Genomic DNA, 25,659 nt, shown 5'->3' on the forward strand with positions numbered 1-25,659 from the left:
GGTCCGGCGCTCCTGGTCGGCCCGCAGCCGGTGCCGGGAGGTCTGCTGGAGCAGCCAGAGCGGCGGCGGCAGGAGCAGCAGCCAGCGCGCGTCGAGTTCGAGCAGCGCGACGACCACCAGGCCGACCGCCACGTTGCCGACGAACATGAGCAGCTTGCCGCGCAGCGCGGCGAACAGCGGCGGCCCCATCGGGATGCCGTGCCGCAGCGCGAGCGTCACGGCGCCCAGGAAGGCGGTGGTGAGCAGGTACGTCACCGCGGCGGCGGTGAGCGTGAGCGCGAGTTCCGGGGTGGGCGCGGCGAGCAGCGGCGGGCCGAGGGCGGTCGCGACGGCCGCCGCGAGCGCGGTGGCGGCGGTGAGCGAGCCGGCGATCCCCGCCAGTTCCAGGGCCGGTCGACGGTCCGACACCACCGACATCACGGTCCAGGCGGTGCCCACGCCCAGCAGGGCGGCGGCCGGAAGCCAGCCGGCCGGCACCAGCCAGAGGCAGACCACCAGCGCGGCCTCGCCCCAGGTGATGCTCACCATCCCCGAAGCGGTACGGAAGCGCAGCCGGGCGAGTTGGGCAACCGCGAACGCGACAGTGGCGATGCCGAACCGCGCCGGGCCGGGCAGCGGGTGGTCCACCGGGAGGTGTGGCGGGACGACCAGGCCGAGGACGGCGGCCAGCAGACCGGTGAACGCGACCGCGACGGTCAACACGACGACGCCCGTCGGCGTCCCGCGCAGGCCGACCCGGTCCGGGGGACGGTCGGCCGGCTCGGTGGTCACGGGGCCGCCCCGTCACCGGGCCGGGCGGAGGCATGGCCGGGGGCCGGTGCTGCCTTCGACATCGGCGTCCCCCTTCCGCGCAGGGTCCGGGGCCTGACGGTCCCCCCGGCGGAAGGCTAAGCCAAAGCCGGTGGTCGCAACAGGGGGCGACGACCGGCTTGGGCGTGATTCACGCGGTGTTCAGCTGTTCCGTCGCTGCTGGGAGCCGCTGGGCGTGTTCGTCGGTGAATCCTGCTCGACGAGCCCTTCTGTCGGATCGGCGACTGCGGAATCGGCCCGGCCCGGGGTGCCCTGGTGCGGGAAGCGGTCGGGCAGCCGGCGCAGCCGGGCGTTCATGTTGCGGATCAGCAGGACGGTGACGGTGGCCAGCGCAACGATGAGGAAGAGGCCCATCGGACCGGCCAGACCACCCGTGCGGGTGTCACCGAAGTTGTTCTGTGCGAGCACCTCGACGGCGGTCAGCATGGTGTTCCTCCGATGTGCGACTGCGCACCAGGGTAGACCCCGGCCCGGTCAGTGGGCACGGCACGCCTCCCGTACGCCCGCGAAGAGGTCGGACTCGGGCAGCGGGCTGTCCACCAGCGACCGGGCGAGTTGAAAGTCCTCCGTCGGCCAGGCGCGCTTCTGCAGCTCCATCGGCACCTGGAACCAGAACCCGTCCGGGTCGATCTGGGTGGCGTGGGCGCGCAGGGCGTCGTCGCGGACCGGGAAGTAGTCGGCGCACTCGACCCGGGTGGTGATCCGCGCACCCTTGTCGGGGCGCTCGTCCCAGCGCTTCATCCACTCGCCGTACGGCGATTCGAGCCCGGCTTCGAGCACCGCCTCGTGCAGGCTCATGATCTTGGCCCGGGAGAAGCCCACGTCGTAGTAGAGCTTGAGCGGCTGCCACGGCTCGCCCAGCTCGGGATGGCGCTCCGGGTCACCGGCCGCGTCGAACGCCGCCACGGTGACCTTGTGGGTCATGATGTGGTCGGGGTGCGGGTAGCCGCCCTCCTCGTCGTACGTGGTGACGACGTGCGGGCGGAACTGCCGCATCAGGCGCACCAGCGGCGCGGCGGCGACGTCCACGTCCTGCAGGGCGAAGCAGCCCTCCGGCAGCGGCGGCAGCGGGTCGCCCTCGGGCAGCCCGGAGTCGACGAAGCCGAGCCACGCCTGCTCGACGCCGAGGATCGCCCGGGCGGCGTCCATCTCGGCCCGCCGGATGTCACCGATGTTGGCCCACACGTCGGGGCGGTCCATCTTCGGGTTGAGCACGCTGCCCCGTTCGCCACCGGTCGCGGTGACGACGAGGACGTCCACCCCCTCGGCGACGTATTTCGCCATGGTGGCGGCACCCTTGCTCGACTCGTCGTCGGGATGGGCGTGCACCGCCATGAGACGCAGCTGTTCTGCCACCTTCGGCGCTCCTCGTCTGTGCCCGCCGACCACCCTCCGGTCGGCTGACCTGCCGGAATCTCCCCCCGCGCCCGCGAAAGCCCCCGTGACGGCCGGTCGGGGGCCGCCACCGGAGTGGCCAGGGCCACGCCCGCCGGTCCAGGCCGACCTGCCATCCTTGACTCAGCGCCGGGCTGGGAAGATGGACCTAGCCATTCTTGCCGATGCCGCCGACAACAACGCCAGGAGATACCCGCCGGTGAGCGAGACGCACGCCACAGTCGCCGCGGAGGCGCCGGTCTACCCGCCCGGCCGGTACGGCCGACGCCGGGAGCCGGGGCGCCGCCGGCCGGTCCTGCTCGCCCTGACGGTGGCGGTCCTGCTCGCCGTCCTCGGCCTGGGCGCGGCGAAGCTCTACTACCAGTACGGCGACCCGGAGTACCAGGGCGAGATGATCAGCTACTCCGACATCACCGACTCCCGGGTGACAGTCGACTTCCGGGTCACCGTGCCTCCGGGTGGCTCCGCCACCTGTCTGCTGCGGGCCCGCTCGCACGACGGCGCCCAGGTGGGCAGCATCGAGACCACTGTGAGCGCCGAGCCGGGCCAGCGCCACATCCGGACCCGCCAGGAGGTGCCCACGAGCGCCCGGCCGTTCATCGGTGAGGTGTTGCGCTGCCGGCCGGCCGGCTGAGCCGGAGCGCCGGCGAGCCGCCGGCAACCGCACCCCGGTCCCGTCGCCGGCACCGGGGTGATTGAGCACACCTCGACGTGTGCGGCACTGGTAGCCTTGCAAGTTCACCTGTCAGCCAGTCCGCACCAACCGAGGAGACCGCCTGTGTCCACAAATGGAAACGAGGCGCCCGCCACCTGGCTGTCCCAGGACGCCTACGACCGTCTGCAGGCAGAGCTCGACGAGCTGATCGCCAACCGGCCGGTCATCGCTGCCGAGATCAACGCCCGGCGCGAGGAGGGCGACCTGCGGGAGAACGGTGGCTACCACGCCGCCCGCGAGGAGCAGGGCAAGGCCGAGGGCCGCATTCTCTACCTCAAGGAGCTGCTGCGCACCGCCAAGGTCGGTGAGGCTCCGGACACCGACGCGGTGTCGCCGGGCATGGTCGTGACGATCTACTTCGACGACGACGCGGACGACAGCGAGACGTTCCTGCTCGGCTCCCGGGAGATCGCCTCCACCACCGACCTGACGGTGTACAGCCCCGAGTCCGCGCTCGGCCAGGCCATCCTCGGCGGCAAGGCGGGGCAGACCTGCACCTACACCGCGCCGAGCGGCGCCGATATCAAGGTGACCATCGTCTCCTTCGAGCCGTACAGCGGCTGACCTTCCGGACCCGCGCCGGATGGCTCGGGTCCCGAACCCGACCGAGGCTGACAGGCTCCTCGGACCCGAGCCGCACACCCGAACGCCCCGACCGGATCATCCGGCCGGGGCGTTCGCGTTCCGCTGTGACGTCGGTGTTCCACCGAGGGGCTCAGCCCTCGCCGGTGAAGACCACCTGGTAGCCGCTGGCCCGCAACGCGCTGATCAGGGTGTCCGAGTGCTCCACCCCGCGCGTCTCCACGGACAGGGCCACCTCCACCTCGCCCAGGCGCAGGTGCGGGTTGGCCCGCTGGTGCACCACGTCCACCACGTTGGCGCGGTGCTCGGCGATCTCGCCGAGCAGCGAGGCGAGCTGGCCGGGCCGGTCGACGCAGCGCACCGTGATCCGCAGGAAACGGCCGGCCGCCGCCAGACCGTGCTCGATCACCCGGAGCATGAGCAGCGGATCGATGTTGCCGCCGGAGAGCACCGCGACCACCGGCGCGGTCACCTCCACCGCGCCGGACAGCAGCGCCGCCACCCCTACCGCGCCGGCCGGCTCGACCACCTGCTTGCCGCGTTCCAGCAGCATCAGCAGCGCCCGGGAGATGTCCTCCTCGGAGACCGTGACGACGTCGTCGACGAGCTTGCGGACGTGGGTGAAGGTCAGCTCCCCCGGCCGGCCGACGGCGATCCCGTCGGCGATCGTCGCGAACGAGGGCAGGCGTACCGGCTCGCCGGCCCGCAGCGAGGGCGGGAAGGCGGCGGCGCTCGCCGCCTGGACCCCGATCACCCGTACGTCGGGACGCAGCGCCTTGGCCGCCACCGCCATCCCGGAGACCAGTCCGCCACCGCCCACCCCGGTCACGATGGTGCGCACGTCCGGGCACTGTTCGAGGATCTCCAGCGCGACGGTGCCCTGACCGGCGATCACGTCCGCGTGGTCGAACGGGTGGATGAACACCGCACCGGTCCGCTCGGCGAAGGTCTGCGCCGCGACGAGCGACTCGTCCACCGTGTTGCCGACCAGCTCGACCTGCGCGCCGTACCCCTTGGTCGCGGCGACCTTCGGCAGCGGCGCGTTCACCGGCATGAAGACGGTGGCGTGCGCGCCGACCAGCCCGGCGGCGAGCGCCACCCCCTGGGCGTGGTTGCCGGCGCTCGCCGCGACCACGCCCCGGGCCCGCTCCTCGGCCGAGAGGCGGGAGATCCGCACGTACGCGCCACGCACCTTGTACGACCCGGCGCGTTGCAGGTTCTCGCACTTGAGCCAGACCGGCCCGCCGAGCGCGGCGCTGAGCGGCCGGGACGGCTCCAGCGGGGTGGTACGGGTGACACCGCCGAGCAGTTCCCGCGCAGCTTGAACGTCGGCGAGACCGACCAGTTCCGTCATGCCCCGATCGTGCCACCCGGCCCCGGTGGGATCTGCGCCGACGTGGCCGACGGCGCGGGCGGCACCGACGCGACGGAAGCGGGCCGGTCGGGGTGCCCCGGCCCGCCCGGCTGACCCGGCCACGCCTGCTGACCCGGCCACGCGGGCACGGCCCGGGCGAGCCGGTCCTGCTGGGCGGCGGAGATCCGGCGGATCAGCACGACGAACGCGATCCCGGCGACCAGGCAGGCCAACGCCGGCACCAGCCGGGGCGCGAGCGCCTCCTCGTAGTAGCGCACGTACGTGCCGAACTCCGCGTCGTTGCGGGGCAACTCGGTCAGCCGGTCGTACCGCTGCTGCTGCGCCTGCGCGACGAACCGGTCACCGATCAGGAACACCAGCCAGCTCACCCACCACACCCCGACCAGCCACGACTGGCGGCGCTGCCAGACGCTGTTCCGGAGCAGGTCGGCGAGCACCCGGGCCGGCACCACGAGGTTGGCGAACGGCACCAGCCAGCCGGCGATCGCCCACGCCGGGCTCAGGCTCGGCACGGCGCCCGGGAAGGCGTCCAGGTTCTTGCGCGCCCGCCAGGTCCAGATCACCACGAGCGTCCCCGCGGTCAGCAGGGCGAGCAGGTAGGGCAGGGTGAACAGCACCTCGACCAGCACCGCGCCGAGCAGCACGTCCCGGTCGAGCTGCTCGGCGGCCGAGCGGGCCATCCGCACACCAACCAGCGGGAACAGAGCCGTGAGCAGGTAGCACAGGGTGGCGGCGCCGACCGCGGACGCCCCGGCCACCGCCAGTCCGCGCACGCCGTACGTGGGCACGCCGGGACTCACGGCGGGTTGGCCGACGCGCGTACCGCAGCGCTGGCACTCCTCAAAGGCCGGGGACGTGGCGTCCCCGCAGGTCTGGCAGTTCATCGGGGACCGTCCGAGTTGGTGTGCGCGACAGGGTGCGCACACGCTAGACGATCACGCCGTGGCCGGCGACCCCGTTCCGACGCGGGGGTAGCCGGGGGCGTGCCGCGCCCACGGCGCCTGCATCTCGAACTGACCGGCCACGCCGAGCAGCAGCAGCTCGGAGCCGGGCGGGCCGACGAACTGCACGCCCACCGGCAGCCCGTCCGGGCGGCGGCCGACCGGCACCACGATCGACGGCAGCCCGGCGATGTTCCACGGCGCCGCGTACGGGGCGTACCTGATGTTCGCCGACATGTTCGCCAGCCAGGAGCGGCCGGACCAGCCGGCGGCCTCCGGCGGCGGCCCGGCCAGCGCCGGGGTGAGCAGCAGGTCGATCGAGTTGTCCGCGAAGAAGTTCACCGACCGTTCGCGCCAGGCCGCCCGGTCGGCCTCCCGCACGTACCCCCGGCGCTGCGCCCACTCGCCGAGCGTGACGTGCCGGCGGCTGCGGCGCTGGAGCTGGCGCGGGGCGACCCCGGCGGCGCGCACGTCGGCGGCGGCCGCCGCGAACCAGGTGGCGATGCCCTGCAGGCCGAGCCGGGTCGGGTAGACCGGGTCGGTGGGCACGGTGTCGTGACCGGCGGCGGCGAGCAGGCGGCCGGCGGCGGCCACCGCGTCCCGGTTCGGGGCGTCCGGCGAGACGCCGCGCACCGGCGAGCGCAGCGAGACGCCGACCCGTAGCCGCGCCGGCGGGACCAGCTTGTCCGGCCGGCGACCGGCCAGCACCGAGAAACCGACCACCGCGTCGGCCACGGTGCTGGTGAGCATGCCGTGCTCGGTCAGGCCGAACCAGTCGTCCGCGCCGAGCTGGCAGGGCACCACGCCCCGGCCGGGCTTGAGCCCGACCAGGCCGCAGCAGGCCGCCGGGATGCGGATCGACCCGAGGCCGTCGTTGCCGTGCGCCATCGGCACCAGCCCGGCGGCCACCGCGGCGGCCGCGCCGCCGGAGGAGCCGCCGGGGGTACGCGCCGGATCCCACGGGTTGCGGGTGGCAGCGGTGTCGTCGTCGGTGAGCGCCCACAGGCCCAGTTCCGGCATCCGGGTCACGCCCAGGATCACCGCGCCCGCTCCGCGCAGCCGCCGGACCACCTCGTGGTCGGCCTCCGCCACCGGTGTACGCATGGCGGCCGACCCGTTCCACGTGGGCAGGCCGGCCACCGGCGTGTTCTCCTTGACCGCCACCGGCACGCCGGCGAGCGGGAGGTTCGCCAGTTCCTCCTGCTCGTCGACCTTCTCCGCCTCGGTGATCGCCTCACCGCCGCGTACCGTGCGGAACGCGGCCAGGTCGGCGTCGACCCGGGTGACGTGATCCAGGTGGTCGGCGACGACCTGGGTGGCGGAGACGTCGCCACGGCGTACCGCCCGGGCGATCTGTTTCGCGGTCGCACCGACCCACGTCGTCGGCAAGATCTCCGGCACTGCCACCCTCCCCAGCCAGCGGTCAGCCCAGGGCCTGCTCCAGATCGGCGAGCAGGTCGTCGACCGTCTCGATGCCGACAGACAGTCGCACGAGATCGCCGGGAACTTCAAGCGGCGAGCCCGCAGCGCTTGCGTGTGTCATCCGGCCCGGGTGCTCGATCAGGGACTCGACGCCGCCGAGCGACTCGGCGAGCACGAACAGCCGGGATCGGTTGCAGATGTCCACGGCATGCTCCTCGCCGCCCGCCGCGCGGAACGAGATCATGCCGCCGAACCGCCGCATCTGCTTGGCGGCCACCTCGTGGCCGGGGTGCGAGGGCAGGCCCGGGTAGATGACCTGCGCGACCTTCGCGTGGCCGTCCAGGTAGGCCGCGATCCGCTCGGCGTTGTCGCAGTGCCGGTCCATCCGTACCCCGAGGGTCTTGATGCCGCGCAGGGTGAGCCAGGCGTCGAACGGGCCGTTGATCGCGCCCATCGCGTTCTGGTGGTAACGCAGCTCCTCGCCGAGCGCCCGGTCCGCCGCGACGAGCGCGCCGCCGACCACGTCGGAGTGTCCGCCGACGTACTTGGTGGTGGAGTGCACCACCACGTCCGCGCCGAACGCGATCGGCTGCTGCAGGTACGGCGAGGCGAACGTGTTGTCGACCACCAGCAGCGCGCCGGCGTCGTGCGCCACGGCGGCCAGCGCCGCGATGTCGGCGATGCCGAGCAGCGGGTTGGTCGGCGTCTCCACCCACACGATCCGGGTGGCGCCCGGGCGGATCGCCGCCCGCACGGCGTCCGGGTCGGAGACCTTCGCCGGGGTGTAGTCAAGCCCCCAGCGCTCGGCCACCTTGGCGAACAGCCGGTAGGTGCCGCCGTACGCGTCGTCCGGGATCACCACGTGGTCGCCCGGCTTGCAGACGGTCCGCAGCAGCGTGTCCTCGGCGGCCAGGCCACTGGCGAAGGCGAGTGCCACCTGGCCGCCCTCCAGCGCGGCCAGGCACTCCTGGAGCGCGTCCCGGGTGGGGTTGCCGGAGCGGCTGTACTCGTAGCCCTCGCGCGGCGCGCCGACGGCGTCCTGGGCGTACGTGCTGGTCTGGTAGATCGGCGGAATCACCGCGCCGGTGCGGGCCTCCGGGGCCTGACCGGCGTGGATGGCGAGTGTGTCGAAGCCGTGCCTCATGCCGCAGACGTTAGTCCGCCCGCTTCCCCTTTGCTCCCGGTAGGCCGGGCGCGCCTGTCACAACCAGGACTCTGTCGGGGTGGTCGGCCATACTGGTCCGGTGAGTACGACCGAGGCGCTCCCCTCCCGCCTGCACGGCGTCGCCGACCGGATCCCGGCCTCGCTGGGTCTCCTGATCGGCCCGCGGTCGGGGCGGGTCAGCCTGCCCGTGCGCCTTGCCTGGTCGGGCCCCGGCGACTACGACGTGGGCGACCCGGGTGAGCGACTGACCCTCTACTGCCTCCTGCTTGACTGCGGCCAGCGGGACGACATCATCAGATACGTCGACGCCGCGCTGCTCCGCCAGGACTGGCCACGTATTCGACGGTTGACGGCCCGGCGGGTGACCCGGCTCTGGGAGAGGCAACTGCCCGACCTCGTCGCCGGGTGATGGACGCGCTGCACCGTCGCCTGCTGGAGATCGGTTTCGCCGCTGGTGACGACCTGGGACTGATGCTCGCCGGTGGCTACGCCATGTGTGCCCACGATCTGGTCGACCGGCCTTCCCAGGACATCGACTTCGCCACGGCCGCCGCGATGCCACTCAGTGCCGTGGCGGACCGGCTCGCCGCCGCCTACGTCGCGGCCGGGTTCTCCGCCCGGATCATCGAGGCGACGCCGCGCATGGCTCGCCTGCTGATCTCGGACGACGCCTCTTCCTGTGAGGTCGATCTGCTCAAGGAGGCACTCGCGCCGCCAGCCCGCATGGCGCTGGGCCCGGTGCTGGCCTTCGAGGACGCGGTCGGATTGAAGGTCCGGGCGCTGCACGACCGTGCCGCCCACCGCGACTACATCGACGTCCGCGCAGCCTCCGAACGGCTCACCCGGTCGGAGCTGGAGCATCTCGGCGCCCGGCACACGGCCGGCTTCTCGTTGGACGAACTGGCCGACCGGCTGGGTGGTGTGACGGAGCGGGACAGCCGGACGTTCCGTTCGTACGGGCTCACCGAGCAGCAGGTCGACGAGCTGCGCGGATGGGCGCTGCGGTGGGAGGCGGACATCCGGGCGCGCCTCGCCAACGGCGAGACCGGCCCGACCGGCATCCCCGACGACGACTGGGACGCCTACCTCGATCGCGCCTGACCTACGGCCGGTCTTCTCGTCGATCATGAGGTTGACGGTGGTCGCCGTCCGAATTGTCGCCGCCAACCTCATGATCAACGCTCGCCCGGAGGTGGGGTGGGCGGGCCGGGCCTAGGGTGGGCGGATGAGCGGGTGCGTGTTCTGCGGGATCGTGGCGGGCGAGGTGCCCGCGTTCCGGGTCACCGACGAGCCGGACGGGGTCGCGTTCCTGGACACCCGCCCGGTGTTCAAGGGGCACGTGCTCGTGGTGCCCCGCACCCACCTGGTCGCCCTGTCCGACCTGCCGCCCGACGCACTGCCCGGCTACTTCCGGCTGGTCCAGCGCATCGCCGTGGCGGTGGAGACCGGTCTCGACGCCGGTGGGACGTTCGTGGCGATGAACAACCGGGTGTCCCAGTCCGTACCGCACCTGCACACCCACGTGGTTCCCAGGACGAAGGGCGACGGTCTGCGCGGCTTCTTCTGGCCGCGTACCCGGTACGCAGGTGACGCCGAGGCCGAGGCGTTCGCCGGGCGGATCTCGGCGGCGCTGGCCTGACGTCGCGGTGGGCGGGTAAGGAACCGGGGGGCCACGCTGTTGCACACGCTGGGAAAGCCAAGAGAGGAGTCCCACCGTGTTCCTCCGCCGCATGAAGGCCGAGATGATCTCTCCTGACCAGGCCCTGCCGGGCCGCCCGATCGCGATGCCGATCGCCGACCGGCACGAGGTGCTGCCGTCGACGCTGAAGGGCCCGTTCCCCGAGGGCGCGCAGGTCGCTGTCTTCGGCATGGGCTGCTTCTGGGGCGCCGAGCGGCTGTTCTGGACCCTCCCCGGCGTGATCACCACGTCCGCCGGCTACGCGGGTGGCTACACCACCAACCCGACGTACGAGGAGGTGTGCTCGGGTATGACCGGGCACGCCGAGGTGGTCCAGGTGGTCTACGACCCGTCGAAGATCGCCTACGAGGACCTGCTCAAGGTCTTCTGGGAGAACCACGACCCGACCCAGGGCATGCGCCAGGGCAACGACGTGGGCACCCAGTACCGCTCGGCGATCTACACCACCACCGACGAGCAGGCCGCCGCTGCGAAGGCGTCGCGGGACGCGTTCGCGCCGATCGTGGCCCGGGCCGGCAAGGGTGAGATCACCACCGAGATCGCGCCGCTCGGCGACTACTACTTCGCCGAGGACTACCACCAGCAGTACCTGGCGCCGACGAAGAACCCGAACGGCTACTGCAACCACGGACCGAACGGGCTGAGCTGCCCGGTCGGCGTGGCCCGCACCGCGTAGCCAGACCGAACACTGCCCATTCCATTCGGGCCCTCGCCCCTCAGGGACGGGGGCCCGAACGCACTGCGGTCAATCGGTGACTCTGGGATGGCCGGTTCCGGCGTGCTTGATCCAGCAGGTTCGGGTCTGGTCGTCGACCAGGTACCAGATGCGGCCGCCGGCGGTGACCTCGTACTGCCACTGCGGCAGTGACCGCCCGTTGTGCACGGCTGTGGCGAGGGAGCCCTTGAGGGGGCGCGGCCTGCCGGCACAGTTCCTCCCAGCCCTTCGCCGCGTCGTTTGTGGCGAACCGCAGGGCGTACCCGCCGGGCCGGGGTGGCGGGGCGGCGCGGTCGCCGCGCTTCGCGCTCACTCGTCGGTCGGGCGCGTCACCGGCCCGAAGTCGTCGGCGCTGGGCGCGGCCAGGATCCGATGCAGGTCGGGATCGGCGTGCACCTCAGCGGTGTGCCGCCATTCGGTGAGCAGCTGGGACACCGCCGCGGTGCTGCCGACAGCCGCTGCGGCCTCGGCCGTGGCGATGAACTCGTCGGTCATCTGCTCGGCGTCCCCCTGCGGCAGGAACCGCATCCAGGGCAGCACAGTCGGAAGCGTCTCCCGGACCAGGGCCGGCTCTCGCCGCGCCAGGCCGGCCAGCAGCCGCGCGGTCAGGTCGACCACCTCCCCCTCGGCTTCAGCCCGCTCGGCGGACATCAGCACCAGGTCGGCGGCGTCGCGGCGACGGAGCCGCAGCGCCCGGGTTCGGGCCAGCCGTTCGGCGGTTTCCGTCGGCTGGCGCAGCAGCTCGGAGAACGGCACCGACTCCAAGGGCATCGACATGACATCAATACTACTTCAGAAGTAGCCTGCTGCGGCATTCCTCACACCCCCTGCGGGTGCCGAATCCCGACATCGGGTGGAGTGAGGCAGGAACCGAAGGCGTGACAGGCAACCACGCTGCGTGACGGCGCATCGTAGCAAGCTGTCACACGTTCGTCATCGTCTCAACAGGCGAACCGAAACAACCTCTGGCAGCATTGGCTCGTATGTGCGGACTTGCGGGAGAGTTCCGCCGTGACGGTTCACGCGCCGATGTCTCGGCCGTGGAGCGGATGGCGGCCACGATGAGTGACCGAGGGCCCGACGACAGCGGCGTCTGGTCGCAAGGGCCGACCGCGCTGGGACACCGGCGCCTGAAGATCATCGACCTGTCCGCGGCGAGCGGCCAACCCATCGTGGACGCCGCCGCCGGGCTCACCGGTGTCTTCAACGGCTGCATCTACAACTACCGGGAACTACGCGCCGAACTGCAGGCCAAGGGCCACCGGTTCTTCTCGTCCGGCGACAGCGAGGTAGTGGTCAAGGCGTACGCCGAGTGGGGGCTCGACTTCGTCGACCACCTGATCGGCATGTTCGCGGTGGCGATCAGCGAGCGCGACACCGGCCGCCTGGTGCTGGCCCGGGACCGCCTCGGCATCAAGCCGCTCTACCTGGCCGAGAGCCCCGGCGTGGTCCGGTTCGCCTCGACCCTGCCGGCCCTGCTCGCCGGTGGCGGCATCGACACCACCATCGACCGGGTGGCGCTCGCCCACTACCTGAGCTTCCACAGCATCGTGCCGCCGCCGCGCACCATCCTCGCCGGCGTCACCAAGCTGCCGCCGGCCACGGTCCGGGTGTACGAGGCGGACGGCTCCACCCACGAGCGGGTCTACTGGGACCCGTCGTTCGGCCGCGCCGCCGAGCGGGCCGGCTGGTCCGAGCGGGACTGGCAGGACGCGCTGCTCGACTCGCTGACCACCGCCGTACGCCGCCGCATGGTGGCCGACGTTCCGGTGGGCGTGCTGCTCTCCGGCGGCCTCGACTCCAGCCTGGTGGTCGCGCTGCTCGCCGGCGAGGGGCAGGCCCAGTCCGGCCTGGCCACGTTCTCGATCGGCTTCGACGCGGTGGGCGGGCGGGAGGGCGACGAGTTCGTCTACTCCGACCTGGTCGCGAAGACGTTCGGCACCGACCACCACCAGATCCGGGTGCCCACCGGCGACCTGCTGCCGCCGCTGGAGGCCGCCGTCGGGGCCATGAGCGAACCGATGGTCAGCCATGACTGCGTCGCGTTCTGGCTGCTCAGCCAGGAGGTCGCGAAGCACGTCAAGGTGGTGCAGTCGGGTCAGGGCGCGGACGAGATCCTGGGCGGCTACCACTGGTACCCGCCGCTGGCCGGGGTGGACCGGGAGCAGGCGCTCGAGACGTACGCGAAGGCGTTCTTCGACCGCGACGCGGCCGGACTGGCCCGGGTGCTCAACCCGGCGTGGCTGGCCGACGGCGACCCGGCGCGGGAGTTCGTCGCCGCGCACCTGGGCCGCCCGGGCGCGCAGACCGCCGTCGACGCCGGCCTGCGGATCGACACCCAGGTCATGCTGACCGACGACCCGGTGAAGCGGGTCGACAACATGACCATGGCGCACGGGCTGGAGGCCCGGGTGCCGTTCCTCGACCACGAGTTCGTCGAGCTGGCCGCGAGCTGCCCGCCGGAGCTGAAGCTGGCCCAGGGCGGCAAGGGCGTGCTCAAGGAGATCGGCCGGCGGGTCCTGCCCCACGAGGTCATCGACCGGCCCAAGGGCTACTTCCCGGTGCCCGGACTCACCCACCTGGAGGGCAAGCTCCTCGACCGGGTACGCGACGCGCTCACCGCGCCCGAGGCGCGCCGTCGCGACCTGTTCCGCGCCGACTACGTCGACGCGCTGCTCGCCGACCCGAACGCCGAACTGACCCCGTTGAACGGAAACAAGCTGTGGCAACTGGGACTCCTGGAAATGTGGCTCCAGAGCCACGGAATCGACTGACCGTGACCGACACCCTCGCCACCGGAACGGCACGTACCGACCGGGAACGGGTGCTGGGGCGCCGCCGGGAACGCATCGGCCCCGGCGGTGACCCGGTCGCACCGGGTACGCCGGAGCAGCGGCATCCGGAGCCCACGTCCACCGACGCCTCGGGCGTGGTGCTGGACTGCGGCTGGGGCCGGCTGGTGTTCGGGCAGACGTTCGACGACCAGGTGCACGTGGCCGACGTGCTGCGCTCCGAGGCGGTCGGCGCCCGGGACATCTGCATCTACCTGCGCGACCCGCACGTGCTGGTGTCGCGGCTTCCGGACGAGCTGTTCATCGACCCGTCGCTGACGTACCGGCTGCCGCTGGGCGAGAAGCGGCCCGCCGCGACCGAGGGCGGCGAGGTGCCCGGGCTGACCGTCCGGCCGCTGCGTGACGCCGTCGACGCGGAGGCGGTGAACCGGATCTACGCGCGCAACGGCATGGTCACCGCCCCGGTCGAGGTGCTGGTGGACAACGCCGGCACGGACCGGTTCCTGCACCTGGTGGCCGAGGACACCACGGGTGAGGTGGTCGGCACCATCACCGGCGTGGACCACGTCGCGGTGTTCGGCGATCCGGAGAACGGCGCGAGCCTGTGGTGCCTCACAGTCGACTTCAACACCGCCCCGCCCGGCACCGGGCAGGCGCTGCTCACCGCGCTCGCCGACCGGCTCGACGGGCGCGGCCGGGCGTTCGTGGACCTGTCCGTGCTGGCTGAGAACTCGGGCGCGATCCGGCTGTACGAGCGCCTCGGCTTCCACCGCACCGGCACGCTCTGCGTGAAGCGGAAGAACCCGATCAACGAGCGCCTGTTCCTGCCCGCCATGCCCGAGGGGTACGACGAGCTGAACCCGTACGCGAAGATCGTCGCGGACGAGGCGATGCGCCGCGGCATCCGGGTGGAGGTGACCGACCCGCACTGGGGTGAGCTGAAGCTGACCACCGGCGGCCGGACCATCCACACCCGCGAGTCGCTGTCGGAGCTGACCTCGGCGGTGGCGATGAGCCGCTGCGACGACAAGCGGGTGACCCGGCGCATCCTCACCGAGGCGGGCCTGTCGGTGCCGCGCGGGCGTACCGCCACCGGTGAGCCCGACGACGTGGCGTTCCTGAACGACGTGGGTCCGGTGGTGGTCAAGCCGGCGCGGGGCGAGCAGGGCAACGGCATCACCGTCGGCGTGCGTACGCCCGAGGCGCTGACCGCGGCCGTCGAGCTGGCCCGCCGGTTCTGCCCGGACGTACTGATCGAGGAGCTGCGCGCGGGCGAGGACCTGCGGGTCGTGGTGATCGACCACGAGGTGGTCGCCGCTGCGGTACGCCGCCCGGCGCAGATCACCGGCGACGGGGTGCACGACATCACCGAGCTGATCGAGCGGCAGAGCCGCCGCCGGGCCGCCGCCACCGGGGGCGAGTCCCGCATCCCGATCGACGACATGACCCGCGAGGTGGTGGCCGAGGCCGGGTACCGGATGCACGACGTGCTCCCGGAGGGCGAGGTGCTCGCGGTACGCCGGACGGCCAACCTGCACACCGGCGGCACGATCCACGACGTGACCGCCGAGCTGCACCCGGCGATCGCCGAGGCGTGCGTGACCGCGAGCCGGGCGCTGGACATCCCGGTCACCGGGCTGGACCTGCTGGTCCCCGCCCCGGACCGGCCGGAACACGTGTTCATCGAGGCGAACGAGCGGCCCGGACTGGCCAACCACGAACCGCAGCCCACCGCCGAGCGCTTCGTCGACCTGCTCTTCCCGGGTACCCGGGCACCGCAGCGACTCTGGTCGCCGGCCGGTGCGGCAAGCTCTGGGGCATGACCGCACGCAAGCCCCAACCGCTCAAGCTCGACCTCGACTACCTCCGCCAGGTGCTGGTGGAGCTGCTGGAGATCCCCAGCCCGTCGGGGCGCACCGACCACATCCAGCAGTACGTGGGCGAGCGGCTCTCCGCGATCGGGATCAGCTCCACGCTGACCCGTCGCGGGGCGCTGAGCGCCTGTCTGCCCGGCCCCCGGTCGACCGGCGCCGACCGGGCGATCGTGGTGCACACCGACACCATCGGCGGCATGGTGAAGCGGCTCAAGGAGAACGGCCGGCTGGAGGTCAACCCGATCGGTACGCACAGCGCCCGTTTCGCCGAGGGCGCCCACGTGCGGATCTTCACCGACGACCTGGAGCGGGTCGTCACCGGCCAGGTGCTGCCGCTGAAGGCGAGCGGGCACCGCTACAACGAGGCGGTCGACCTGCAGGGCGTCGGCTGGGAACTGGTCGAGGTGCGGGTGGACGAGCCGGTGCACGACGAGGCCGGGCTGCGGGCGCTCGGCATCGACGCCGGGGACTTCGTCGCGTTCCTGCCCAACCCCACCATCACCCCGAACGGGTACGTCAAGTCCCGCCACCTGGACGACAAGGCGGGCGTGGCGGCGGTGCTGACCGCGTTCAAGGCGATGGTCGACGCCGGAGTCACCCCGGCGGTCACCGCGCACCTGCTGGTCACCGTCACCGAGGAGATCGGCCACGGCGCGAGCCACGGGCTGGACCCGGACGTCGCGGAGATCGTGTCGGTGGACGCGGCGGTGGTCGCGCCGGGCCAGCAGTCCCGGGAGACCGCGGCGACACTCGCCATGGGCGACGGGGTCGGCCCGTTCGACTACCACCTGACCCGCAACCTCGCCTCGATCGCCAAGGAACACGGCGTCGACCTGGTCCGGGACGTGTTCGACTACTACCGCTCGGACGTGGCCGCCGCGGTCGAGGCCGGGGCGCACGCCCGGGTGGCGCTGCTCGGGTTCGGCGTGGACGCCACCCACGGCCACGAGCGCACCCACCTCGACGGCCTGCACCAGCTCACCCAGCTGCTCTGCCTCTACCTGCAGAGCCCGCTGGTGTTCCCCGAGTGGGACGCCGAGCCGGAGGGCGACCTGGCCGACTTCCCGTCGCTCGCAGTACAGCCGGCGAACGAGGACGGCCCGCGCGAGGGCCCGATCGGCCTGGACTGACCGGGCCTGTGATCGAAATCCGTTGCCGCGGCCGCCGCGAAGTGGATAGCGTGGCGGTACACGGGAAAGGAGGTGGTCCAGACTTGTATAGCAATCGGACTCGTGAGGTGGCTGTCCGCTAGCCGCTGTCCTCGACAGTGAAATCTCGCCCGCCGCGAGGCGGGCACCTGCAGGATCGTCGAGACCGTGTGGCAGCGGTGCGGCGAAACCACGACAGCCACCCGACCCCCGGGGTGCCGGCCCAGTCCAGCCGGCCCGCGCGCGAGCGCGGAAGCCCCGGGGGTCGCTTTTTGCGCTCGGGAGGGTGCGGTGTCCATGCGTGAGCTGGTGGTGCTCGGTACGGCCAGCCAGGCCCCGACCCGGCAGCGCAACCACAACGGCTACCTGCTGCGCTGGGACGACGAGGTGATCCTCTTCGACCCGGGCGAGGGCAGCCAGCGGCAGATGCTGCACACCGGGGTCACCGCCACCGACCTGACCCGGATCTGCGTCACCCACTTCCACGGCGACCACTGCCTCGGGCTGCCCGGCATGATCCAGCGGCTCTCGCTGGACCGCGTACCGCGCCCGGTGGCTGTGCACTTCCCGGCCGGCGGCGCCGAGTACTTCGCCCGGCTGCGCCACGCCTCCAGCTTCTACGAGACCGCCGAACTGGCAGTCGAGCCGATCGACGTCGACGGGCAGCGGATCACGCTCGGCGTCGGCACGCTGGAGGCCCGCCGGCTGCGGCACCCGATCGAGACGTACGGATACCGGCTGGTCGAGCCGGACGGCTGCCGGATGCTTCCGGAGCGGCTGGCCGCGTACGGCATCGCCGGTCCGGACGTGGGGCGGTTGCTGCGCGACGGCCACCTGGACCGCGACGGGCGCCGCGTCACCCGGGACGAGGTGAGCGTCGTCCGGCCGGGGCAGCGGTTCGCGTTCGTGATGGACACCGGGCTCTGCGACGGCGTGTACGCGCTCGCCGAGCACGCCGACCTGCTGGTGATCGAGTCGACGTTCCTGGAGTCGGAGGCGGCGCTCGCCGCCGAGGTCGGGCACCTCACCGCCGGCCAGGCCGCGCGGGTCGCGGCCGAGTCGGGGGTACGCACGCTCGTGCTCACCCACTTCTCCCAGCGGTACGCCGACCCGCGCCGCTTCCACGACGAGGCCCGCGAGCACTTCTCCGGTGATCTGGTGATCGCCGAGGATCTTCAGACGGTACAGGTGCCGCCCCGGCGGGTACCGTCGCCCGGGTGACGATCTCCCTACGTTCCGCGACCGAGGCCGACCTGATGGCGGTCGGCGCCCTGCACCAGCGTTCCCGGGTGGCGGCGTACTCGTCGTTCCTGCCGCCCGAGGCGCTGGCCGACCCGACGCCGGAGGCGATGGGCCGCTACTGGGTGGAACGGCTGACCTGGGAGGGCGCGGACCACCGGATGACGGTGGCCGAGCGGGACGGGAAGCTGGTGGGCTTCAGCTACCTCGGGCCCGACGACGAGGGCGACCCGGCGACCGGGCTGCTCAACGCGATCCACCTGGAGCCGTCCGAGCGGGGCCGGGGCACCGGACGGGCGCTGATGGTGGACGCGCTCGACGCGATGCGGGCCCGGGGCTGGACGCGCGCGGTGCTGTGGGTGCTGCGGGACAACGCCCACGCGCGCCGTTTCTACGAGCGCGGCGGCTGGACCGCCACCGGTGATGAGCGGGACGAACACATCGGCCGGGTGCTGGTCCCCCAGCTCCGCTACGCCCGCCGCTTGTAAGGAAGGGCCCCTTATTAACGCCTCCGGTAGAGGAAGGGGCCCCTTTTAACACCGCGGTGTTAAAAGGGGCCCCTTCCTTACAAGCAGGGTCAGCGGGCGCCGAGGTGGGCCAGCAGGTCCTGGCGGGTCAGCACGCCCTTGGGCTTGCCGTCGACCAGCACCAGCGCCGCGTCCGCCTTCTCCAGCAGCCCGACCGCCTCGCTCACCGGCTGGCCGCCGCCGATCATCGGCAGCGGCTCGCCCATGTGCCGCTCGATCGTGTCGTGCAGGTGGGCCTGGCCGGTGAACAGCGCGTCGAGCAGGTCCTTCTCGGCGATCGAACCGGCCACCTCACCGGTCACCACCGGCGGCTCGGCCTTGAGCACCGGGAGCTGCGAGACGCCGTACTCGCGCATGTAGTCGATCGCGTCGCGGACCGTCTCGGTCGGGTGCACGTGCACCAGCTCGGGCAGGCCACCGGGCTTGCCGGCGAGCGCGTCGGCCACCGTCGGCTCGGTGCCCGAGTCGTCCAGGAAGCCGTACCGGGCCATCCACTTGTCGTTGAAGATCTTCGACAGGTAGCCCCGGCCGCCGTCCGGCAGCAGCACCACGATCACGTCGTCCGGGCCGGCCTTGCGGGCCACCTCCAGCGCGCCCACCACGGCCATGCCGCAGGAGCCGCCGACCAGCAGACCCTCCTCGCGGGCGAGCCGGCGGGTCATCTCGAAGGACTCCTTGTCCGACACCTCGACGATCTCGTCGGCGATCTTCCGGTCGTACGTCTCCGGCCAGAAGTCCTCACCGACGCCCTCGACCAGGTACGGCCGGCCGGTGCCGCCCGAGTAGACCGAGCCCTCCGGGTCCGCGCCGATCACCTTGACCCGGCCCTCGGACGCCTCCTTGAGGTAGCGGCCGATGCCGGAGATGGTGCCGCCGGTGCCGACGCCCGCCACGAAGTGGGTGATCCTGCCCTCGGTCTGCTTCCACAGCTCCGGGCCGGTGGTCTCGTAGTGCGAGCGCGGGTTGGCCGGGTTGCTGTACTGGTTGGGCTTCCACGCGCCGGGGATCTCCCGGGCCAGCCGGTCGGACACGTTGTAGTAGGAGCGCGGGTCCTCCGGCGCGACGGCGGTCGGGCAGACCACCACCTCGGCGCCGTACGCGCGCAGCACGTCCTGCTTGTCCTGGCTGACCTTGTCCGGGCAGACGAAGACGCAGCGGTAGCCCTTGAGCTGGGCCACCAGGGCCAGCCCGACGCCGGTGTTGCCGCTGGTCGGCTCCACGATCGTGCCGCCCGGCCGCAGGATGCCCGCCTTCTCGGCGTCCTCCACCATGCGCATCGCGATCCGGTCCTTGACCGAGCCGCCCGGGTTGACGTACTCCACCTTCGCCAGCACGGTGGCCTGGATGCCCTCGGTGACGTTGCGCAGGCGGACCAGCGGGGTGTTGCCGATCAGCTCGACGACGTTGTCGTAGTACTGCACCTCGTTGTGCCCTTCGTCGCGCCGCCGTCGTGGGGCGGTCGGTCAGCCGTCAGTTCGCCGACCAGCGTACGTGCCGTCAGGGCACCACATGCCCCGGGATGACCGAGCTGCGACGTGCCTCCCACTCCAGGAACCGTTCCGTCTCGGCGAGCACGCTGCCGGCCAGCCAGGTGACCATCACCGCGTCGTCGGCCAGCCCGAAGATCGCCAGCGGGATCTCCGGCAGCAGGTCGATCGGGCTGACGATGTACGCGGTCGCGCCGGCCATCAGCGCCAGGCGCAGGCCGCCGTCGTACTCGCCCCTGGTGGTGGCGCGGATCATCCTCGGCAGCGCCGCCAGCCGGGCCCCGAGCGACGGCCCGCCCCGCGTACCGGCCGCCAGCGCCCGGGCCAGCGCGGCGAACGCGGCGCTGCGCTTCAACGTCTTCCCCATGTCTTCGCCCCTCTCCGCCCGACCATGGTGCGGCCCGGGGGCAAGCCCGCGTCCGCCACCCCCATCGGTACCCAGTCCGGGCGCCGCCCAGCCATCCGATCAAGGACAGCAGTGGTCGTACCGGCGCGATACTGTCGGTTCATGGGGGACGCTGGTTCCGTCGCGCCGGTCCACTGGCAGCGCGTCCGGCAGATCGCCCGCCTCGCGGCGATCGGCACGGGCGCCACGGTGGCGGCCACCGCCGCCACCGGCGGGGTGCTGCTCGGCCAGGCCCGGCAGGCCCGGCGCACCATCCCGATGGCGCAGGCCCCGCCACCGCGCTGCGACGGCGTGTACGGCGCGAAGCTGCCCGGCCCGCCGGTCACCATGGTCATCCTGGGCGACTCCTCGGCAGCCGGCTACGGCGTGCACAGGCGCCGGGAGACACCGGGCTCGCTGCTGGCCACCGGGCTGTCCCGCCGCCTGCACCGGCCGGTACGCCTGCACCGGTTCGCCGTGGTGGGCGCGCTCTCGTCCGGGCTGAAACCGCAGGTCGAGTCCGCCCTGGAGGTCGAGCCGGACGTGGCGGTGATCCTGGTGGGCGGCAACGACGTCACCAACCGCACCCCGCCGGGGCTGGCCGTGCGCTACCTGGTGGACGCGGTCCGCACGCTGCGGGCGGCCGGCTGCGAGGTGGTCGTCGGCACCTGTCCCGACCTGGGCACCATCCGGCCGATCCAGCCGCCGCTGCGCTGGCTGGCCCGGCGCTGGAGCCGCCAGCTCGCGGCCGCGCAGACGGTGGGCGTGGTCGAGGCCGGCGGCCGGGCCGTCTCACTCGGCGACATGCTCGGGCCGCGGTTCGCCGCCGAGCCCGCCCGGATGTTCGCCTGGGACCGGTTCCACCCCTCCGCAGAGGGGTACGCGATAGCCGCGGCGGCGTTGCTGCCCACCGTGCTGTCCGCGCTGGGCGCGGTCCCGGAACGCAGGCCTGTCCTGCCTGGCGTGGAAGGCGTACGGTCGCTCCCGGAGGCGGCTCACGAGGCGGCCCGGCACGCCGGCACGGAGGTCAGCGGCGCCCAGCTCCGGGGTCGCGACCGCGGGCCCGGCGGACGCTGGGCGCAGCTTCGCCGACGGGCCTTCTTCGGCGTCGGCGCGCTGCCCCCGACCGGCAGCGCCGCCGACTCGGCCACCCTGGAGGAAACGGCATGAGCGAGCGAAGCGGAGTGCTGTCATGAGCGAGCGCAGCGAGCGAATCGGCCAGCTCAGCGCAAACGTGCCTCATGACGGCACGGAGCGAAGCGGAGTGCTGTCATGAGCGAGCGGAACGAGGTGGCCCGGTGGGGCCGGGCGGCGGCCCTGTCGCTGCTGGCCGGCACGGTGGGCGGCGCGGCGGTCCTCGCCGGGCAGGCCATCGCCGCCCGCAGCCGGGAGTACGCCCAGCCCGAGCTGGGTCTGGTGTTGCGCGCGACGGTCGGCCGGGCGGACGCGCCGCCGCTGCGGCTGGTGCTGCTCGGTGACTCGTCGGCGCTCGGTGTCGGCGTCGACCGCTTCGAGGAGACGATCGGCGGTCAGCTCGCGAACCTGCTCGCCGAGGGGCCGCACGGCCGCCGGGTGCATCTGTCCAGCGTCGGGGTCTCCGGCTCCCGCGCCACCGACCTGGCCACCCAGGTGGCCCGGGCGCTGCTCGGCGAGCGGCCCGACGTGGCGGTGGTGCTGATCGGGGCGAACGACGCGACGGCGCTGAGCCGCCCGGGTGACGCGGCCGCCTATCTCGGCTCGGCGGTGCGCCGGCTGCGGGAAGCGCACGTCGAGGTGGTGGTGGGCACCTGCCCCGACCTCGGCGCGGTACGCGCGGTCGCCGCCCCGCTGCGTCAGGTGCTCGGCTGGTCCGGCCGGCGGATGGCACGGGCCCAGACGGCGGCCGTGCTGGACGCCGGTGGCACGGTTGTCGACCTGGGCACCGAGACGGGCCCGGTGTTCCGCGCGGATGCCGGCACGCTCTGCCGCGACGGCTTCCACCCGTCCGCCGACGGCTACCGGGTCTGGGCGCACGCCCTGCTGCCGGCGGTCGAGGCGGCGGCGACTGTCGCGTTCCGGCACCACCGCCGACCGCCCACGGGGTGACATTTCCCGCCCACCGCACACCTTCCCGCGCATGTTACCGGCGCGTTAACGTTGGCTCATGCCGATTGAGTCGCCCCGCGACGCCGTCATCGTCGCCACCGCCCGGTCCCCCATCGGCCGCGCGTTCAAGGGTTCCCTCCGCGAGGTCCGCCCGGACGACCTCGCCGCCACCATCGTCCAGGCCGCCCTCGACAAGGTTCCGGCGCTCGATCCCACCACCATCGACGACCTCTACCTCGGGTGCGGCCTGCCCGGCGGCGAGCAGGGCTTCAACATGGCCCGGGTGGTCGCCACGCTGATGGGCCTGGACGGCCTGCCGGGCGCCACGCTGACCCGCTACTGCGCGTCCTCGCTCCAGACCACGCGGATGGCGATGCACGCGATCCGGGCCGGTGAGGGCGACGTGTTCATCTCCGCCGGTGTGGAGATGGTCTCCCGGTACGCCCGGGGCAACTCGGACACGCTGCCGCCGGAGGCGCAGGCGCTGGTCGGCGGCGGCTGGGAGAACCCCCGCTTCGCCGAGGCCCGGGAGCGTTCCGCGGCCCGCGCCCAGGGCGGCGCCGAGGTGTGGGCCGACCCGCGCGAGGCCGGGCAGCTCCCCGACATCTACCTCGCCATGGGGCAGACCGCGGAGAACCTGGCCCAGGTGTACGACGTGACCCGCGAGGACATGGACGCGTTCGGCGTCCGCAGCCAGAACCTCGCGGAGAAGGCGATCGCGGACGGCTTCTGGGCCCGCGAGATCACCCCGGTCACCACGCCGGACGGCACGGTGGTCAGCACCGACGACGGCCCGCGTGCCGGGGTGACCCTGGAGGCCGTGGCCGGTCTGAAGCCGGTGTTCCGCCCGGACGGCCGGATCACCGCCGGCAACTGCTGCCCGCTCAACGACGGCGCCGCCGCAGTAGTGATCATGAGCGCCGAGCGGGCGTCCGAGCTGGGTCTCACCCCGCTGGCCCGGATCGTCTCCACCGGCGTCAGCGCGCTCTCTCCCGAGATCATGGGCCTGGGCCCGGTCGAGGCGTCGAAGCAGGCGCTGAAGCGGGCCGGCATGACCATCGACGACGTCGACCTGGTCGAGATCAACGAGGCGTTCGCCGCGCAGGTGATCCCCTCGTACCGGCAGCTCGGCATCCCGGAGGAGAAGCTGAACGTCGCCGGTGGCGCGATCGCCGTCGGCCACCCGTTCGGCATGACCGGCGCCCGGATCACCGGCACGCTGCTCAACGCGCTGGAGTGGCACGACAAGACCATCGGTCTGGAGACGATGTGCGTCGGCGGCGGCCAGGGCATGGCGATGGTGCTGGAGCGACTGAGCTGAGACCGGTTCGCCGGCGCGCGGGCCGGGTACGGGAGGCCGTATGGCGACCGTCGTGGAACGTGAGCGCAAGTACTCCGGCGACGAGGGTTTCCAGCTGCCCGACCTGACCGGGTGCGGTGGCGTCGTGACCATGTCCGACGCCACCGTCTCGGATCTGGACGCCGTCTACTGGGACACCGATGACCTGCTCCTGCTGCGCAGCGGGCACGCGCTGCGTCGGCGTACCGGGGGGCACGACGCGGGCTGGCATCTCAAGGTGGGCGCGGTCGGCGGCGCGCGGGTCGAGCACCAGTTCCCGGCCGGGGCGTCCGACGACGGCCCGCCGGCCGAGATCGTCGCGCTGATCCGGGGCGCGTCGCGGGGCCGTACCGTCGCTCCGGCCGCCCGGGTGGTCAACCGCCGCCGGGAACGGCGGCTGCTGGACGCGGACGGCCGGGTGCTGGCCGAGGTGGCCGAGGACGACGTCCGGTCCGAGGATCTGGTGGACGGTGCCGCGCGGACCTGGCACGAGATCGAGATCGAGCTGGTCGACGGCGACGAGGCGCTGCTCGACGCGCTGGGCGAGCGGCTGCGCGCAGCAGGTGCCCGGGAGGTGGCGGTCAGCAAGTCGCACCGGGCCGTCGCGGGCCGGATCGAGCGCTTCGACGACCGGGAACCGGACGGCCCGGCGGGGCCGGTCCTCACGTACGCCAGGGCGCAGCGGGACGCGATCGTCGGCAACCACGCGGCCGCGTACCAGGGTGACGAGGACGCGGTCCACGACATGCGCGTCGCGGCCCGCCGGTTGCGGGCGACGCTGCGTACGTTCCGAGGGTTGTGGGACCGCCGGGAGAGCGAGGCGGTCCGGGCCGAGCTGCGCTGGCTCGGCGGCGAGCTGGGCCGGGTCCGCGACATCCAGGTGATGGCGGCCCGGCTCACCGAGGCGGTGCACGAGCTGCCGGACGAGCTGGTGCTCGGCCCGGTGGCCGCGCGGATCGGCGAGCGGTTCGCGGCCGACCTGGCCGGGACGACAGCGGCGCTGCGGTCCGCGTTGGACTCCGACCGCTATGCCGAGCTGCTGGCCCGCCTGGGTCGGCTGGTCGACGGCGCACCTGCCGACGTGGGCCGGCGCTGGGTGGACCGGCGGATCCGCAAGGCGGTACGCCGTGCTGACGAACGGCTGGACCGGGCGCTCACGCTCGAAGGGACGGCCGGGGACGCGGCGCTGCACGAGGCGCGTAAGAAGCACAAGGCGGCCCGGTACGCGGTGGAGGTGCGGGAGCCGAGCGCCGGCAAACCGGCCGCCCGCCTGGTGAAGCGGTTCAAGGCGCTCCAGGATCTGCTCGGCGCCCACCAGGATTCGGTGGTGACCCGGGAGACGCTGCGGCGGCAGGCGCTCCAGGCGTACGCCGACGGCGAGAACACGTTCACCTACGGCCTGCTGCACGGGAGGCAGGCGGAGGCCGCCGGCCACGACCGTCCCGCCGTCCTGCGGGCACGCGACCGGGCCCGACGCCGCAAGGCACGCCGCTGGCTCAAGCCCTGACCGCCCCCGCCACCCGGTCGATCATGAAGTTAGCGGGGATCCGCGTCCGTTTTGTCGCCGCCAACTTCATGATCAACGCGACGAAAGGGCAGGGGGCGAGTCAGAGGACGGTGCGGGTTCGGGTTATCGCCTCGGCGGCCTCGGCCAGGACGGGGGCGGGGGGATCGGCCAGCGTCAGGTCGGCGGTTACCACGCGGAGCTGGTCTGGGAGGGCCTGGTCGCTGGGGAGCCGGGGCACCTCGCGGCGCGGCTCGCCCGCCGCGTCGGCGGCCAGGTTGGCGATCTCCTGGACCAGCTTGTGCACCAGGTCGGCCCGGGACACGTTGCCGCCCTCGGCCTTGGCCGACCAGCGCGGCTGCTGCCAGTGCCCCACCTGTCGGACCAGCAGGGTCACCGCCCGGTCCAGTTCCGCTGCGCTCATCGCCGCCGAGTCTACGGCGACGCCGGGCTGGAGCGT

General features: G+C 72.9%; 25 protein-coding genes and 1 pseudogene. 15 read left to right on the plus strand and 11 right to left on the minus strand.

Going from position 1 to position 25,659, the window contains the following annotated elements:
- From MCBG_RS15415 to mca, 3 genes and pseudogenes are all read right to left on the minus strand, one after another.
- Positions 1 to 729 (minus strand): annotated as a pseudogene (locus MCBG_RS15415) (GGDEF-domain containing protein); the annotation flags it as partial.
- A gap of 222 nt (positions 730 to 951) precedes the next feature.
- Positions 952 to 1,236 carry a hypothetical protein gene (locus tag MCBG_RS15420; RefSeq protein WP_043326501.1) on the minus strand — a complete coding sequence of 95 codons (285 nt, stop codon included), beginning with the start codon at positions 1,234 to 1,236 and terminating at the stop codon, positions 952 to 954.
- A gap of 48 nt (positions 1,237 to 1,284) precedes the next feature.
- On the minus strand, positions 1,285 to 2,166 hold the full coding sequence (gene mca / locus MCBG_RS15425) for a mycothiol conjugate amidase Mca (RefSeq protein ID WP_043326504.1): 882 nt from the start codon (positions 2,164 to 2,166) through the stop codon (positions 1,285 to 1,287).
- A gap of 238 nt (positions 2,167 to 2,404) precedes the next feature.
- On the opposite strand from mca, the gene MCBG_RS15430 reads away from it, so the two are divergent.
- Both MCBG_RS15430 and greA read left to right on the plus strand, forming a co-directional pair.
- The gene (locus MCBG_RS15430) at positions 2,405 to 2,839 is read left to right on the plus strand and encodes a DUF4307 domain-containing protein (protein ID WP_043326506.1); all 435 of its coding nucleotides are present in this window, start codon (positions 2,405 to 2,407) and stop codon (positions 2,837 to 2,839) included.
- Positions 2,840 to 2,983: 144 nt separating this feature from the next.
- On the plus strand, positions 2,984 to 3,484 hold the full coding sequence (greA, locus tag MCBG_RS15435; RefSeq protein ID WP_043326508.1) for a transcription elongation factor GreA: 501 nt from the start codon (positions 2,984 to 2,986) through the stop codon (positions 3,482 to 3,484).
- Positions 3,485 to 3,635: 151 nt separating this feature from the next.
- Here greA and ilvA read toward each other — a convergent pair whose 3' ends face one another.
- The 4 genes from ilvA to MCBG_RS15455 form a co-directional block, all read right to left on the minus strand.
- Positions 3,636 to 4,856 carry a threonine ammonia-lyase gene (ilvA, locus tag MCBG_RS15440; RefSeq protein ID WP_043326509.1) on the minus strand — a complete coding sequence of 407 codons (1,221 nt, stop codon included), beginning with the start codon at positions 4,854 to 4,856 and terminating at the stop codon, positions 3,636 to 3,638.
- On the minus strand, positions 4,853 to 5,665 hold the full coding sequence (locus MCBG_RS15445; protein WP_223201235.1) for a DUF4328 domain-containing protein: 813 nt from the start codon (positions 5,663 to 5,665) through the stop codon (positions 4,853 to 4,855). Before MCBG_RS15445 ends, ilvA begins: the two co-directional genes overlap by 4 nt.
- Positions 5,666 to 5,812: 147 nt before the next feature.
- Positions 5,813 to 7,225, minus strand: coding sequence for an amidase (locus tag MCBG_RS15450; RefSeq protein ID WP_043326513.1), 1,413 nt, complete (start codon positions 7,223 to 7,225; stop codon positions 5,813 to 5,815).
- A 16-nt stretch (positions 7,226 to 7,241) separates the two neighbouring features.
- Positions 7,242 to 8,384, minus strand: a complete 1,143-nt coding sequence (locus MCBG_RS15455; protein ID WP_043326515.1) for a cystathionine gamma-synthase — start codon at positions 8,382 to 8,384, stop codon at positions 7,242 to 7,244.
- A 100-nt stretch (positions 8,385 to 8,484) separates the two neighbouring features.
- On the opposite strand from MCBG_RS15455, the gene MCBG_RS15460 reads away from it, so the two are divergent.
- From MCBG_RS15460 to msrA, 4 genes are all read left to right on the plus strand, one after another.
- The gene (locus tag MCBG_RS15460; protein WP_223201236.1) at positions 8,485 to 8,814 is read left to right on the plus strand and encodes a hypothetical protein; all 330 of its coding nucleotides are present in this window, start codon (positions 8,485 to 8,487) and stop codon (positions 8,812 to 8,814) included.
- A complete protein-coding gene (locus MCBG_RS15465; protein ID WP_043326519.1) occupies positions 8,814 to 9,506 on the plus strand; it encodes a nucleotidyl transferase AbiEii/AbiGii toxin family protein in 693 nt (230 codons plus the stop codon). Before MCBG_RS15460 ends, MCBG_RS15465 begins: the two co-directional genes overlap by 1 nt.
- A gap of 124 nt (positions 9,507 to 9,630) precedes the next feature.
- Entirely contained in the window at positions 9,631 to 10,044 is a 414-nt protein-coding gene (locus tag MCBG_RS15470) for an HIT family protein (RefSeq protein WP_043326522.1), read from the plus strand.
- A 76-nt stretch (positions 10,045 to 10,120) separates the two neighbouring features.
- The gene (msrA, locus tag MCBG_RS15475; protein WP_043326524.1) at positions 10,121 to 10,780 is read left to right on the plus strand and encodes a peptide-methionine (S)-S-oxide reductase MsrA; all 660 of its coding nucleotides are present in this window, start codon (positions 10,121 to 10,123) and stop codon (positions 10,778 to 10,780) included.
- 348 nt (positions 10,781 to 11,128) lie between these two features.
- On the opposite strand, the gene MCBG_RS15485 is transcribed toward msrA, so the two are convergent.
- On the minus strand, positions 11,129 to 11,596 hold the full coding sequence (locus MCBG_RS15485) for a hypothetical protein (protein WP_043326527.1): 468 nt from the start codon (positions 11,594 to 11,596) through the stop codon (positions 11,129 to 11,131).
- Positions 11,597 to 11,802: 206 nt separating this feature from the next.
- Here MCBG_RS15485 and MCBG_RS15490 point away from each other — a divergent pair, with 206 nt between their 5' ends.
- The 5 genes from MCBG_RS15490 to MCBG_RS15510 all read left to right on the plus strand — a co-directional run bounded on the left by MCBG_RS15490 (position 11,803) and on the right by MCBG_RS15510 (position 18,360).
- Positions 11,803 to 13,593: an N-acetylglutaminylglutamine amidotransferase gene (locus MCBG_RS15490; protein WP_043326529.1), complete on the plus strand. Its 1,791-nt coding sequence runs from the start codon at positions 11,803 to 11,805 to the stop codon at positions 13,591 to 13,593.
- A gap of 2 nt (positions 13,594 to 13,595) precedes the next feature.
- Positions 13,596 to 15,434 carry an N-acetylglutaminylglutamine synthetase gene (gene ngg / locus MCBG_RS15495; RefSeq protein ID WP_043326531.1) on the plus strand — a complete coding sequence of 613 codons (1,839 nt, stop codon included), beginning with the start codon at positions 13,596 to 13,598 and terminating at the stop codon, positions 15,432 to 15,434.
- Positions 15,431 to 16,615, plus strand: a complete 1,185-nt coding sequence (locus tag MCBG_RS15500; RefSeq protein ID WP_030501323.1) for an osmoprotectant NAGGN system M42 family peptidase — start codon at positions 15,431 to 15,433, stop codon at positions 16,613 to 16,615. Before ngg ends, MCBG_RS15500 begins: the two co-directional genes overlap by 4 nt.
- 309 nt (positions 16,616 to 16,924) lie before the next feature.
- Positions 16,925 to 17,854 (plus strand): ribonuclease Z, encoded by a 930-nt coding sequence (locus MCBG_RS15505; RefSeq protein WP_043326533.1) that lies wholly within the window; start codon positions 16,925 to 16,927, stop codon positions 17,852 to 17,854.
- Positions 17,851 to 18,360 carry a GNAT family N-acetyltransferase gene (locus tag MCBG_RS15510; protein WP_043326535.1) on the plus strand — a complete coding sequence of 170 codons (510 nt, stop codon included), beginning with the start codon at positions 17,851 to 17,853 and terminating at the stop codon, positions 18,358 to 18,360. The genes MCBG_RS15505 and MCBG_RS15510 overlap by 4 nt, the downstream gene beginning before the upstream one ends.
- A gap of 89 nt (positions 18,361 to 18,449) precedes the next feature.
- On the opposite strand, the gene MCBG_RS15515 is transcribed toward MCBG_RS15510, so the two are convergent.
- A complete protein-coding gene (locus tag MCBG_RS15515; protein ID WP_043326537.1) occupies positions 18,450 to 19,820 on the minus strand; it encodes a cystathionine beta-synthase in 1,371 nt (456 codons plus the stop codon).
- A 76-nt stretch (positions 19,821 to 19,896) separates the two neighbouring features.
- Positions 19,897 to 20,253 carry a YkvA family protein gene (locus MCBG_RS15520; protein ID WP_013474058.1) on the minus strand — a complete coding sequence of 119 codons (357 nt, stop codon included), beginning with the start codon at positions 20,251 to 20,253 and terminating at the stop codon, positions 19,897 to 19,899.
- A 141-nt stretch (positions 20,254 to 20,394) separates the two neighbouring features.
- On the opposite strand from MCBG_RS15520, the gene MCBG_RS15525 reads away from it, so the two are divergent.
- The 4 genes from MCBG_RS15525 (at position 20,395) to MCBG_RS15540 (ending at position 25,202) form a co-directional block, all read left to right on the plus strand.
- Positions 20,395 to 21,441: an SGNH/GDSL hydrolase family protein gene (locus MCBG_RS15525; RefSeq protein ID WP_043326540.1), complete on the plus strand. Its 1,047-nt coding sequence runs from the start codon at positions 20,395 to 20,397 to the stop codon at positions 21,439 to 21,441.
- 102 nt (positions 21,442 to 21,543) lie between these two features.
- The gene (locus tag MCBG_RS15530; RefSeq protein ID WP_043326542.1) at positions 21,544 to 22,356 is read left to right on the plus strand and encodes an SGNH/GDSL hydrolase family protein; all 813 of its coding nucleotides are present in this window, start codon (positions 21,544 to 21,546) and stop codon (positions 22,354 to 22,356) included.
- Positions 22,357 to 22,414: 58 nt separating this feature from the next.
- Positions 22,415 to 23,677, plus strand: a complete 1,263-nt coding sequence (locus MCBG_RS15535; RefSeq protein WP_043326544.1) for an acetyl-CoA C-acetyltransferase — start codon at positions 22,415 to 22,417, stop codon at positions 23,675 to 23,677.
- Between the two features lie 40 nt (positions 23,678 to 23,717).
- A complete protein-coding gene (locus MCBG_RS15540) occupies positions 23,718 to 25,202 on the plus strand; it encodes a CYTH and CHAD domain-containing protein (RefSeq protein WP_043326545.1) in 1,485 nt (494 codons plus the stop codon).
- A gap of 100 nt (positions 25,203 to 25,302) precedes the next feature.
- Here the strand turns inward: MCBG_RS15540 and MCBG_RS15545 are convergent, their stop codons facing one another.
- Complete coding sequence (locus MCBG_RS15545) at positions 25,303 to 25,623, minus strand: hypothetical protein (protein ID WP_043326547.1); 321 nt, start codon at positions 25,621 to 25,623, stop codon at positions 25,303 to 25,305.
- Between the last annotated feature and the right edge of the window lie 36 nt (positions 25,624 to 25,659).

The sequence above is a fragment of the Micromonospora sp. M42 genome, from assembly GCF_000568915.1.
Lineage (GTDB): Bacteria > Actinomycetota > Actinomycetes > Mycobacteriales > Micromonosporaceae > Micromonospora > Micromonospora chalcea.